Source organism: Pseudomonas sp. DWRC2-2, from assembly GCF_049897885.1.
GTDB classification, from domain to species: domain Bacteria; phylum Pseudomonadota; class Gammaproteobacteria; order Pseudomonadales; family Pseudomonadaceae; genus Aquipseudomonas; species Aquipseudomonas azotoformans_A.
Map to the genome: position 1 here is coordinate 457,572 of NZ_JAFCXD010000006.1, position 12,633 is coordinate 470,204.

A 12,633-nucleotide genomic window follows, 5' to 3' on the forward strand; every position below is an offset into this window, starting at 1 on the left:
TTGCTTGTCTCCCCCCTCGGGGGGGGTGTTTTTTATCCGGGGGGGGGGGGGGTGGTTGTGGGGGGGGGGGGGGCCCCCCCCCCCCCACAACAACCCGTCTCATCACAACAACCAGCTTCACCATAAGGCTCAAGGCTCCAACCCAATCCCCCGCAAAATCACGCTCGTCACCGTCTGAATCGCCTTCTCGAACTGCATGTCCGACAATGGCTGGTGCTCATTCAGGATCTTCACCTGATGATCAAAGTCGGCATAGTGCTGGGTCGAGGCCCAGATCATGTACAGCAGGCTCGACGGCTCCACCGGCAGGATGCGTTTGTCTTCCACCCACTGGCGAATTTTCGCTTCCTTCATCTTGGCCCAGTCGTACAGGCTTTCATCCAATGCTTCACCGAGGGTCGGCGCGCCATGGATGATTTCATTGGCCCAGACTTTCGAACCATAGGGCCGGGTACGCGAGCGTTGCATCTTGGCGCGGATGTAACTGCTGAGCACCACCCGTGGGTCATCGAAGGTCTCGAAACTCAAGGCGTCCTGCTTCCACACTTCCAGCAGGTCGAACAGCACGGCGCTGTACAGCTCGCTCTTGGTGGTGAAGTAGTAATGCAGGTTGGAGCGCGGCAGTTGCACTTCTTCGGCGATATCCGCCATGGCGGTACTGCCATAGCCTTTCTCGGCGAAGATTTTCTCCGCCGCCAGCAGGATTTTTTCGACGTTGACCCGACGAATTCCGATCTTGTGATTGCCCATAAGGGCTCCCTGACAACAACTTGGCTTAAAGACTACCATCGGCTCTAGATCGCGGCGACAGGCCATAATGAAACTTCTGACGCGAACCTTTCCCCTGGAAATGGGATTGGTTAGGATCGCGGTCCCCATGAAGGATCATTGCAATGACTATTCGACCTCGCGTGGCCACCGACGACCCCGTGCTGGGCGCACTCTGGGAGCGTTCGGTGCGGGCCACCCATGACTTCCTCCCCGAGGATGACATTCAACGCCTGCTGCCCCTGGTGCGCGATGCCTACCTGCCAATGCCCGCACTGGATGTGTGGGTGTATGAAGACCCACAGGGCATCGCCGGTTTCATCGGCACCGGCGGGCATAACGTGGAAATGCTGTTCATCGAGCCCGATCGCCGTGGCCAAAGCATCGGCCGCCAGTTGCTGGACCACGCCCGCGCCCGTCACGACACCCTCACGGTGGACGTGAACGAACAAAACCCCCAGGCCGTTGGGTTCTACCTGCATTATGGTTTTATCCAGGTCGCGCGCTCGCCGCTGGATGGCGAAGGCAAGCCCTTTCCCTTGCTGCACATGGCTCTACCGACTCCCTGACCCTGAAGGTATTGAACAATGTTGATCAAGAAAAGCCTCACCACCATCGCCCTGCTCGCCTCCCTGCTGGGCGCCTCCGCCGCATTGGCCCATGCGCACCTCAAGAGCGCTGAACCGGCGGCCGACAGCAGCGTCACCGCGCCCAAGGACCTGCGCCTGACCTTCAGCGAAGGCGTCGAGGCCACCTTCACCAAGGTGTCCCTGAGCAAGGACGGCACCGAAGTGGCGATCAAGGGCCTGGAAACACCGGACGCCGACAAGAAAGTCCTGGTCGTCACCCCGGCCGCCCCCTTGGCAGCCGGCAACTACAAAGTGGTGTGGAACGCGGTCTCGGTCGACACTCATAAGAGCAACGGTGAATACAGCTTCAAGGTCGGCCAATAACCCATGGCAACGCTGCTGGTGCTGTGCCGCTTCCTGCATTTCATCGTCGTGCTGCTGATGTTCGGGGCCTGTGCATTCAGGCCCTGGCTGTTGGGCGCTGAAGCGCAACCGGCGCTGGACCGGCAACTTGAGCGCATCACCCGTGGGTTGGCCTGGCTGGGATTGTTCTCTGGCGTGGCCTGGCTGCTGCTGATTACCGCCAGCATGGCGGGGAGCTGGGACGCGGCGCTGCAACCGGCCACCGTGCAGTTGGTGCTGGGCAAGACCTTCTTTGGCCAGGTGTGGGTGTGGCACCTGTTGCTGAACCTGTTGCTGGTAATCGTGCTGGCCAAACCCTGGCGGGCATTACGCTTGCCGGTCATCGCGCTGCTGCTGGCGACCTTGGCGCCGGTCGGGCATGGCGCCATGCTCGATGGGCTCAGCGGGCAATTGCTGATCCTCAATCAAGTGGTGCACCTGGTGTGCGTCGGTGCCTGGCTCGGCGGCTTGCTGTTGCTGGTGCTGATCCTCAGGCAATCGCCAGCCCTGGCGCTGGAGCCGATCCTGCGGCGGTTCAGCGGCGTGGGGTATGGCCTGGTCGCCGGATTGCTGGTGACTGGTTTGATCAATGTGCGTGTACTGACCGGGCAACTATGGCCCACGCCGCTGTTCAACGGGTTCGCGCTGATTCTGTTGATCAAAGTATTTCTGGTGCTGGGCATGCTGGCGTTGGCGCTGCTGAACCGCCTGCGCATCGAGCGCTGCGACCAACGCCTGGGCAGTTTGAAATCCAGTGTGATGCTGGAGTGGCTGCTGGGTGTTGCAGCGGTGGCCGCCGTTTCCCTTCTTGGCACCTTGCCTCCCATGGTGATGGCGGCCTGAGTAGCTTCCCGCCTCCGCCCGAGCAAGTCATCGTATAACTTCTGCTTGACAGCTCTTGAAAACCTCGCAAATATCCCACCCAATGTTGTACGACAACGTATAACAAATAATAAAAACAACAAAAGAAAGGGAGCTTCACTGTGAGTTCACTCGCCCGCAATTCCTCCGTTCGTCTGGGTTTTATCGGTCTCGGCAGCCTGGCCTTCACCCTGCCACTCGCCGCTTCGGCCGAAGGCTTCATCGACGATGCCAAGGCCACGCTCAACCTGCGCAACGCCTACTTCAACCGCAACTTCACCAACCCGACCTACCCCCAGGCCAAGGCCGAAGAATGGACGCAGAACTTCATTCTCGACGCCAAGTCCGGCTACACCACCGGCACGGTGGGTTTCGGCATTGATGTGCTGGGCCTGTATTCGCAAAAGCTCGATGGCGGCAAAGGCACCGGCGGTACTCAGTTGCTGCCGATCCACAGCGACGGCCGCCCCGCCGACAACTTCGGACGCCTGGGCGTGGCGCTGAAAACCAAGTTATCCAAGACTGAATTGAAGGTCGGTGAATGGATGCCGGTGCTGCCGATCCTGCGCTCCGACGACGGCCGCTCGCTGCCCCAGACGTTCCGTGGCGGCCAGGTCACGTCCAATGAAATCGCCGGCCTGACGCTCTACGGCGGGCAGTTTCGCGGTAACAGCCCGCGCAATGACGCGAGCATGGAAGACATGTTCATGAACGGCAAAGCCGCCTTCACCTCCGACCGCTTCAACTTCGGCGGCGGCGAATACAGCTTCAACGACAAACGCACCCAAGTCGGGGTGTGGTACGCCGAACTCACCGACATCTACCAGCAGCAGTATTTCAACTTGACCCACAGCCAACCCGTGGGCGATTGGACGCTGGGCGCCAACCTCGGCTTCTTCACCGGTAAGGAAGACGGCAGCGCCCTGGCCGGCGACCTCGACAACAAGACCGCCTTCGCCCTGCTCTCGGCCAAATACAACGGCAACACCTTCTATGTGGGTTTGCAGAAACTCACCGGCGACAGCGTGTGGATGCGCGTCAACGGCACCAGCGGCGGCACCCTGGCCAACGACAGCTACAACGCCAGCTACGATAACGCCAAGGAAAAGTCCTGGCAGGTGCGCCATGACTTCAACTTTGTGGTGCTCGGCATTCCAGGGCTGACCATGATGAACCGCTATATCAGCGGCAGTAACGTGCACACCGGGGCGATCACCGATGGCAAGGAATGGGGCCGCGAGTCGGAGCTGGCTTACACGGTGCAGAGCGGTGTGCTGAAGGACCTGAATGTGCGCTGGCGCAATTCGACCATGCGTCGGGATTTCAGCAATAACGAGTTTGATGAAAATCGCTTATTCATCAGTTACCCAATCTCACTGTTGTAACCAGCTCCCACAATTGTATTTTGGCGTCAGCAAGAACGTTGACAACCTAGGGAATACCTAACGATACTTCGGCAAAGTCATACGACAACCTACAACAACAATGGAACCCTCATGACCACCACCACAACCACGCCCGTTCCATTCAATCGCCTGCTGCTCACCGGCGCGGCTGGCGGCCTGGGTAAAGTCTTGCGCGAGCGCCTGCGCCCTTACGCCCAGGTACTACGGCTGTCAGACATCGCCACCATGGCCCCGGCTGCCGACGCGTCCGAAGAGGTGCAACCCTGCGACCTCGCCGACAAACAAGCCGTGCACCACTTGGTGGAAGGCGTCGACGCCATCCTGCACTTCGGCGGCGTCTCGGTGGAGCGCTCGTTCGAAGAAGTGCTCGGCGCAAATATCAGCGGCATTTTCCATATCTATGAAGCCGCGCGCCGCCACGGTGTGAAGCGCGTGATTTTCGCCAGTTCCAACCACGTGATCGGCTTCTACAAGCAAGGTGAAACCCTCGACGCCCACTCCCCTCGCCGCCCGGACAGCTACTACGGACTGTCCAAATCCTACGGCGAAGACATGGCCAGTTTCTACTTTGATCGCTACGGCATCGAGACCGTCAGCATCCGCATCGGTTCGTCGTTCCCGGAACCGCAGAACCGCCGCATGATGCACACCTGGCTGAGCTTCGACGACCTGACTCAGTTGCTCGAGCGCGCGCTGTACACTCCCAACGTCGGCCACACCGTGGTCTATGGCATGTCGGATAACCTCGACACCTGGTGGGACAACCGCTACGCCGCCCACCTGGGCTTTGCGCCCAAAGATAGCTCCGAAGTGTTCCGCGCCCAGGTCGAAACCCAGCCACCGGTGGCCGCCGATGACCCGGCCAAGGTCTATCAGGGCGGTGCGTTCTGCGCGGCCGGGCCTTTCGGGGACTGACCATGAACGCTGAACTGATCGTCGATGCCCGCAATGCCGTAGGCGAATGCCCGGTGTGGGTGCCCGAGGAAAACGCCCTGTACTGGGTGGATATCCCTAAGGGTGGCCTGCAACGCTGGAGCGCCGCCAGCGGCCACGTGGCCGCCTGGACGGCTCCGCAGATGCTTGCCTGCATCGCCCGCACCGAGGCGGGCAACTGGGTCGCTGGCATGGAAACCGGGTTCTTCCAGCTCACCCCGTACAACGACGGCAGCCTGGATACCACGCTGCTGGCGGCTGTTGAGCACCCACGCCAGGACATGCGCCTGAACGACGGCCGTTGTGATCGCCAGGGCCGTTTCTGGGCCGGCAGCATGGTGCTGAACATGGGCTTGAACGCGGCAGAAGGCACCCTGTATCGCTACGCATCCGGTGCGCCGCCCCATGCTCAACTGGACGGTTTCATCACCTTGAACGGCCTGGCTTTCAGCCCGGATGGCCGCACGATGTATGCCTCCGATTCCCATCCGCAGGTGCAGCAAATCTGGGCCTTCGACTACGACATCGACACCGGCACGCCGTCCAACCGCCGCGTGTTCGTAGACATGCACAAGCACCTCGGCCGCCCCGACGGCGCCGCCGTGGATGCCGATGGCTGCTACTGGATCTGTGCCAACGACGCCGGGTTGATCCATCGCTTCACCCCGGACGGTCGCCTCGACCGTTCCCTCACCGTCCCGGTGAAAAAACCCACCATGTGCGCCTTTGGCGGCAGTCGCTTGGACACCCTGTTCGTCACCTCGATTCGCGATGACCAGCGTCAACAGTCCCTGTCCGGCGGCGTGTTCGCTCTCAACCCCGGCGTTGTCGGATTGCCGGAGCCCACCTTTACCCTCTAGCTGCATCGCTGTGCCTTGAATACAACAATAACAAGACAGGAATGAAACCCCATGGACTTCAAACGCACCTTGCTCGCCGCTGCATTTTTCACCCTCAGCAGCGCCGCCCACGCGCTGGAAATCAAATTCGCCGACATCCACCCCGCCGGCTACCCCACCGTTGTGGCCGAAGAGAACATGGGCAAGGCCCTGACCAAAGAAAGCAACGGCGAGCTGACCTTCAAGTACTTCCCCGGCGGGGTCCTCGGCTCCGAGAAAGAAGTGGTCGAACAGGCGCAAGTCGGTGCCATCCAGATGACCCGCGTCAGCCTGGGGATCGTCGGCCCGGTGGTGCCGGACGTCAACGTGTTCAACCTGCCGTTCGTGTTCCGCGACCAGGCGCATATGCGCAAAGTCATCGACGGTGAAATCGGCGACGAGATTCTCGCCAAGATCACCAACTCCGAATTCGGCCTGGTCGCCCTGGCCTGGATGGATGGCGGCACGCGCAACCTCTACACCAAGAAACCGGTGCGCAAGATTGAAGACCTCAAGGGCATGAAAATCCGCGTACAAGGCAACCCCTTGTTCATCGAAGCCTTCAATGAAATGGGGGCCAACGGCATCGCCATGGACACCGGCGAGATCTTCAGCGCCCTGCAGACCGGCGTCATCGACGGCGCAGAAAACAACCCGCCAACCCTGTTGGAACACAACCATTTCCAGAACGCCAAGTACTACACCCTCACCGAACACCTGATTTTGCCCGAGCCCATCGTGATGTCGAAAATCACCTGGAACAAACTCACCCCCGCGCAACAAGACATGGTGAAAAAAGCCGCCAAGGCCGCCCAGGCTGACGAGCGCGTGTTATGGGACGCCAAGTCCGCCAGCAGTGAAACCAAGCTCAAGGCCGCTGGTGTCGAGTTCATCACTGTCGACAAAAAACCCTTCTATGACGCCACCGCGCCGGTTCGCGCCAAGTACGGTGCGGCCTACGCCGACATCATCCAGCGTATCGACGCCGTTCAGTAACGCCCTCCTTCTCTAGCAAGGCCCGGCGCGGTCGGCATCGACGCGCCCGGTTACGGTGAACGCCATGAAGAATTTACTGCTGCGCATCAACGACCGTATCTACATGACCTGCATCTGGGTCGCCGGCCTCTCGGTACTGGGGGTCGCGCTGATCATCCCCTGGGGCATCTTCGCCCGCTATGTCCTCGGCACCGGCTCCAGCTGGCCGGAGCCTACCGCCATCCTGCTGATGCTGGTATTCACCTTTATCGGCGCCGCTGCCAGTTATCGCGCCGGTGCGCATATGTCGGTAGCAATGATCACCGACCGCCTGCCGCCCCGCCAACGCCAGATCATCGGTGTCGTCTCGCAGTTGCTGATGGGCACCATCTGCCTGTTCATGGCCATTTGGGGCACCAAGCTGTGCCTGTCCACCTGGAACCAGTTCATGAGCGCCATCCCCACCCTGCGCGTGGGTATCACTTATATGCCGATCCCGATTGGCGGGCTGCTGACCCTGGTTTTTGTGCTGGAAAAACTCTTGCTCGGTGACCAGAGCAACCGTCGGGTCGTGCGCTTCGACCTGGTTGAAGAAAGCGAAGGGGCTGCCTGATATGGACGCATTGATTCTGTTGGGCAGCTTTATCGCCTTGATCCTGATCGGCATGCCTGTGGCGTACGCCCTGGGGTTGTCGGCACTGATCGGCGCGTGGGGGATCGACATCCCGTTCCAGGCCCTGATGATCCAGGTGGCCGGCGGGGTGAACAAGTTTTCGCTGATGGCGATTCCGTTCTTTGTATTGGCCGGCGCGATCATGGCCGAAGGCGGCATGTCACGGCGGCTGGTGGCGTTTGCCGGGGTGCTGGTGGGTTTCGTGCGCGGCGGCCTGTCGTTGGTGAATATCATGGCCTCGACGTTTTTCGGCGCAATCTCCGGTTCGTCGGTGGCGGACACGGCCTCGGTCGGCTCGGTGCTCATCCCGGAAATGGAACGCCGTGGCTACCCGCGTGAGTTCGCCACGGCGGTGACCGTCAGTGGTTCGGTGCAGGCACTGCTGACCCCGCCCAGCCATAACTCGGTGCTCTACTCCCTGGCGGCCGGTGGTACGGTGTCGATTGCCTCGCTGTTCATGGCCGGCGTGGTACCGGGCTTGTTGATGAGCGCGTGCCTGATGGTGCTGTGCCTGATCTTCGCGAAAAAACGCAATTACCCCAAGGGTGAAGTCATCCCACTCAAGCAGGCGCTGAAAATCTGCGCCGATGCGCTCTGGGGCCTGATGGCCATGGTGATCATCCTGGGCGGCATCCTCTCGGGGATTTTCACCGCCACCGAATCCGCCGCGATTGCCGTGTTGTGGGCGTTCTTCGTGACCATGTTCATCTACCGCGACTACAAATGGAGCGAGCTGCCCAAGCTGATGCATCGCACGGTGCGCACCATTTCAATCGTGATGATCCTGATCGCCTTCGCTGCCAGCTTCGGCTACATCATGACCCTGATGCAGATCCCGGCGAAGATCACCACGATGTTCCTGACCCTGTCGGACAACCGCTATGTGATCCTGATGTGCATCAACGCCATGCTGCTGTTGCTCGGCACGGTGATGGACATGGCGCCGCTGATCTTGATCCTCACGCCGATCCTGCTGCCGGTGGTACTGGGTATCGGCGTCGACCCGGTGCACTTCGGCATGATCATGCTGGTCAACCTCGGGATCGGCCTGATCACGCCGCCCGTGGGTGCGGTGCTGTTCGTGGGGGCGGCGGTGGGCAAGGTCAGCATCGAGAAAACCGTAAAGGCGCTGCTGCCGTTCTATGGCGTGCTGTTCCTGGTACTGATGGCCGTGACCTACATTCCGGCGCTGTCGTTGTGGCTGCCAAGCGTGGTGCTCTGATGCTGATTGAACTGCAAGACAACCTGACCCAACTCACCCTCGCGCCAGCCACGGGAGGCAGCATTTTCAACTGGACGGTGCGCGCCACCGGCCAGCCGTTGTTGCGGCCCAGCGATGCCCACGCGATCAGCACCGGGTTGCCAGGCAAGCTGGGCTGCTATCCCTTGGCGCCCTGGTCCAACCGGATTGCCGAAGGGGGTTTCGACAACCCCGACGGTTGGCTGGCGCTGGCGCCCAATAGCTTGACCGACCCGCTGCCGATTCACGGCTCTGCCTGGCAACAGGCGTGGCAGGTGGTCAGCCAAGCGACGGATGAAGTGGTCCTGGAAATGGCGTGCGACACACCGTTCGCCTATCGCGCCGAGCAGCGGTTTCGCCTGGAAAACGGTGAGCTGAGCATCACGTTGCGGGTGACCCACCTGGCGGACAGACCCGCGTGGCACGGGCTGGGATTGCATCCCTATCTGCCGCGCACAGCGGGTACACGGTTGCAGGCCAAGGCGTCGCAGGTATGGATGAGCGACGCCTCCAAGCTGCCAACGGAGCTGGCGCCGGTGCCCACCGCTTGGGATTTCCAGCCGTTGAAAAGCCTGCCTGAAGGCCTGGTCGACAACGGTTTTTGCGACTGGGACGGCCATTGCCTGATCGAGCAGCCAGAGCTGGGCTACACGCTGGAATGCCAGGCCACGGGGAGTGATTACTTCCTGCTGTACTGCCCGCCGGGGCTGGGGTTCTTTTGCATCGAGCCGGTGAGTCATCCGGTGAATGCTCATCATCTGCCAGGGCGGCCTGGGCTGAAGCTGTTGGAGCAAGGCCAGTCAGTAGAGCTGGCCTTTACCCTCAACTATCAGCCCCTCTCAGGGCGGGCTGTTCTTTAATCGCCCCGCCGTATCAATACTGACCACCACCGACAACCCAGGCCGCAACCGCTCACTCTCGGCCTGGTCCGGGTCCACCATGATCCGCACCGGCACGCGCTGGGCGATCTTGACGAAATTGCCGGTGGCATTGTCCGCCTGCAACAGGCTGAACTCCGAGCCGGTGGCCGGGGAAATATGCTGCACCGTGCCGTGGAATTTGCGGTGGTTCAGCGCGTCCACCGTGAAGGTCACCGGCTGGCCGACCTGCACGTTGTCCATCTGGGTTTCCTTCATGTTGGCGATCACCCACAACTGCGGCGGCACCAGTGCCATCAACTGCGCGCCGGAGTTAACGTAGGCCCCGAGCCGCACGCCGATCTGCCCGAGCTGACCATCGCGGGGCGCCGTGATGCGGGTGTTGGACAGGTCGATACGCGCCAACTCCACCGCCGCCTCGGCACTGGCCACGGCCGCTTCCAGGGAGCCACGGTTGACGATCACCGTCTGCAGGTCTTGGCGGGCGATTTCCAGGCTGGCCTGGGCTTGCGCCACCGCGGCAACAGTCTGCGCGTTGGCGGCGCGGGTCACGTCCAGCTCGCGCTTGGACACCGAGCCGTCGCTGATCAACTCTTCATTGCGGCGCAAATCGGCGGTGCTCTTGCGTGCCTGCGCCTGGCTGTCCACCAAGGCTGCCTGACGCAGCTTGATGGTGGCTTCGGCACTGTTGCGCTGTTGCACCACATTCGCCAATGACGCCTTCTGCACCGCCAGTTGCGCCAATGCCTGGTCCAGGCGCTGCTTGTAGATGCGGTCGTCGAGGCGCACCAGCAAGTCGCCGGCCTTTACATGCTGGAAATCCTGCACCGGCACTTCGAACACATAGCCGCTGAGCTGCGGCCCGATGATCGTGACCTGCCCGCGCACCAGCGCATTTTCGGTGGTTTCCACCGCGCTGCTGAAGGGTGGCAACTGCCAGGCGTACAGCACAATCAGCACGCCGACGATAGCAATCGCGGCAAAGCCCAGGGACGAGATGATCCGCACCCGCAACGGGCGCAGCTCGGTGGGCACCGCGCCGGGTGGCGTGCTGCCTTCCGGGGTGGACGCGATGGCGGTAGTGGTGGTGGTTGAAGGTTCGGTCATGAAGGTGCGCCGCTGGGTTGAACGGGAGTGGCTGCTGCTCGGGTGGTGCTCATCAGCCACAGACTGCGGATAAAGATCCAGATCATGGTGAGTATCGCGATGATCGCGATCAACATGAAGACATCGTTGTAGGCCATCACGTTCGCCTCACGGGTCGCCGCCGTGGCCAGGCTGCGAATACCCATCAGGTTGCGCAGCTCGGGGTCGGCGACAATACCGCCGTAGGCCGAGCCGCCGCTCTGCACCCGCGCGGCCACACGCGGGTCGAGCAGGGTCAGGTGTTCGACGATCATGCTGGAGTGATACTTCTCGCGCACGATCTGGAACGTGCCCAGCAACGCTGCGCCAATCAGGCCGCCGAGGTTCTGGCAAATCCCGAACATCACCGAGAAACTCACCAGGTTGCGCGGGTTGGCCAGCACGTTCTTGGTGCCCAACACCATGGTCGGGCCGAGGAAGAACGTGCCGCCGAAGCCTAGCAGGAACTGGCTGATATACAGGTTTTGCGGGCGAGTGAGGTTACTGGAAAAACTGTCCATCACCGAGCCGGTGGCCATCAGCGCCAGGGAAATCACCAGCGGCATCAACAGGTGCGCCGGGTTGATGGTCAACGCACTGACCACCAGCCCGGCAATCGCCCCGGCGAGCATCACCACGTACAGGGTGTGCATCTGCTGGTAGCTCATGTTCAACATCTGCATGAACCCCACCGCGCCGGTGGACTGCTCCGACAGCACCATGCGAATCAGGATCACCGCCAGCGCCAGGCGAATCATCACGCCACTGCCCAGCCAACGGGTCATCAACATCGGGTTGGCACGGTTATGCTCGATGGCCAGGCCGGCCATGATCAGCACCAGCGAACAGGCCGAGGCAATACCGATCCAGGGCGCTTCCAGCCACCAGTCGATGCGGCCCAGGGACAACACCGCGCAAAGCAAGGCGACGCCGGTGGCGAGGATCGCGAAGGTGAGGAAGTCGAGTTTTTCAAAGGTCTTGAAGCGGTCGCCGGGCGGGAGTTTAAGTAGGAAGACGCAACCCAGGCAGATCAGCGCCATGCCCAGCTCGAACAGGTACAGGCCGCGCCATTCGGCGATTTGCAGCAGGTCTTCGGAAAACAGACGCGCCAAGGGTAACGCCAGTTGCGCGGTGCCCAAGCCCAGCACCAGCGCCTTCAAGCGCCACTTGGCCGGGAACGCCTGGATCATGTAGTACAAGCCCAACGAACTCAGCGCCGCGCCGACCATCCCATGGGCTGCGCGCACGGCGATGGCTGAGCTGAGGTCGTTGACGAACAAGTGGCCGAAGGTGACCAATGCGTACAGCACCAAGAAGACTTCGGTGAAGGCGCGCAGGCCGAACTGTTGGCGGAACTTCACCAGCAGCAGGTTCATGCAGACGTTGGTCATGACATAGGCGGCGGGCAGCCAGGCCATTTCGGCGGTGGTCGCGCCGAGGGCGCCTTGCAGGTATTGCAGGTTGGCGATGACCAACGCATTACCCAGGCCCCCGGTGATTGCCACCAGCACGCCGACCATCGCGAACAGCCAACGCTTGTGCGTGGGGTGCAGCGGGGTAGACGGTGAACCTGGGAGGCTTGGGCGCTCGTGGGGTTCCCAGGTGTGGGGGGTGTATTTGTTCATTCGGTGACCTAGATGGACCAGCCCGGGGGAGCTGGTAAAGCTTACTCAGAGAGTAGTAAACCTGAGGGGAGTTCATCTTGTCATGTGGGGGGGGTGTACATATACGTTGCTGCGGTCACGGCTGAAATTGGTTCCGCCCTTACGGCGGGTCACTTTTGGAAAAGAGCCCCAAAAGTAACCAAAAGGGCTCTTGCCCCAACACTCGGTACCTCGCCTAGGCTCGGTATGCCCGTAATCCGACAGTGATTTGGGGGGCCGCCGCCACGCGCCATCCATGGCGCGGGGCGGCTAAACCGGCAT

General features: G+C 61.4%; 13 protein-coding genes. 10 read left to right on the forward strand and 3 right to left on the reverse strand.

The window, feature by feature from the left end; genetic code table 11:
* Positions 1–129: 129 nt before the first annotated feature.
* The gene (locus ACP7EW_RS25915; protein WP_010209389.1) at positions 130–750 is read right to left on the reverse strand and encodes a TetR/AcrR family transcriptional regulator; all 621 of its coding nucleotides are present in this window, start codon (positions 748–750) and stop codon (positions 130–132) included.
* 143 nt (positions 751–893) lie between these two features.
* Here ACP7EW_RS25915 and ACP7EW_RS25920 point away from each other — a divergent pair, with 143 nt between their 5' ends.
* The 10 genes from ACP7EW_RS25920 (at position 894) to ACP7EW_RS25965 (ending at position 9,565) form a co-directional block, all read left to right on the forward strand.
* Positions 894–1,337 carry a GNAT family N-acetyltransferase gene (locus tag ACP7EW_RS25920; RefSeq protein WP_426220878.1) on the forward strand — a complete coding sequence of 148 codons (444 nt, stop codon included), beginning with the start codon at positions 894–896 and terminating at the stop codon, positions 1,335–1,337.
* Positions 1,338–1,355: 18 nt separating this feature from the next.
* Positions 1,356–1,721: a copper homeostasis periplasmic binding protein CopC gene (gene copC, locus ACP7EW_RS25925; RefSeq protein ID WP_426220880.1), complete on the forward strand. Its 366-nt coding sequence runs from the start codon at positions 1,356–1,358 to the stop codon at positions 1,719–1,721.
* 3 nt (positions 1,722–1,724) lie between these two features.
* Positions 1,725–2,582, forward strand: coding sequence for a copper homeostasis membrane protein CopD (gene copD, locus ACP7EW_RS25930; RefSeq protein WP_426220882.1), 858 nt, complete (start codon positions 1,725–1,727; stop codon positions 2,580–2,582).
* Between the two features lie 140 nt (positions 2,583–2,722).
* Positions 2,723–3,985 (forward strand): OprD family porin, encoded by a 1,263-nt coding sequence (locus ACP7EW_RS25935; RefSeq protein WP_426220884.1) that lies wholly within the window; start codon positions 2,723–2,725, stop codon positions 3,983–3,985.
* A gap of 111 nt (positions 3,986–4,096) precedes the next feature.
* Positions 4,097–4,921, forward strand: coding sequence for an NAD-dependent epimerase/dehydratase family protein (locus tag ACP7EW_RS25940; protein ID WP_426220886.1), 825 nt, complete (start codon positions 4,097–4,099; stop codon positions 4,919–4,921).
* A 2-nt stretch (positions 4,922–4,923) separates the two neighbouring features.
* Positions 4,924–5,799 (forward strand): SMP-30/gluconolactonase/LRE family protein, encoded by an 876-nt coding sequence (locus tag ACP7EW_RS25945; protein WP_426220888.1) that lies wholly within the window; start codon positions 4,924–4,926, stop codon positions 5,797–5,799.
* 51 nt (positions 5,800–5,850) lie between these two features.
* On the forward strand, positions 5,851–6,813 hold the full coding sequence (locus ACP7EW_RS25950) for a TRAP transporter substrate-binding protein (RefSeq protein ID WP_038847219.1): 963 nt from the start codon (positions 5,851–5,853) through the stop codon (positions 6,811–6,813).
* A 64-nt stretch (positions 6,814–6,877) separates the two neighbouring features.
* Positions 6,878–7,405 (forward strand): TRAP transporter small permease, encoded by a 528-nt coding sequence (locus ACP7EW_RS25955; RefSeq protein WP_426220890.1) that lies wholly within the window; start codon positions 6,878–6,880, stop codon positions 7,403–7,405.
* A 1-nt stretch (position 7,406) separates the two neighbouring features.
* The gene (locus ACP7EW_RS25960; RefSeq protein ID WP_426220892.1) at positions 7,407–8,687 is read left to right on the forward strand and encodes a TRAP transporter large permease; all 1,281 of its coding nucleotides are present in this window, start codon (positions 7,407–7,409) and stop codon (positions 8,685–8,687) included.
* A gap of 2 nt (positions 8,688–8,689) precedes the next feature.
* On the forward strand, positions 8,690–9,565 hold the full coding sequence (locus ACP7EW_RS25965; protein ID WP_426220908.1) for an aldose 1-epimerase: 876 nt from the start codon (positions 8,690–8,692) through the stop codon (positions 9,563–9,565).
* Here the strand turns inward: ACP7EW_RS25965 and ACP7EW_RS25970 are convergent.
* Both ACP7EW_RS25970 and ACP7EW_RS25975 read right to left on the reverse strand, forming a co-directional pair.
* On the reverse strand, positions 9,545–10,690 hold the full coding sequence (locus tag ACP7EW_RS25970; RefSeq protein ID WP_426220894.1) for an HlyD family secretion protein: 1,146 nt from the start codon (positions 10,688–10,690) through the stop codon (positions 9,545–9,547). The genes ACP7EW_RS25965 and ACP7EW_RS25970 overlap by 21 nt on opposite strands.
* Complete coding sequence (locus tag ACP7EW_RS25975) at positions 10,687–12,333, reverse strand: MFS transporter (RefSeq protein ID WP_033902003.1); 1,647 nt, start codon at positions 12,331–12,333, stop codon at positions 10,687–10,689. Before ACP7EW_RS25975 ends, ACP7EW_RS25970 begins: the two co-directional genes overlap by 4 nt.
* Between the last annotated feature and the right edge of the window lie 300 nt (positions 12,334–12,633).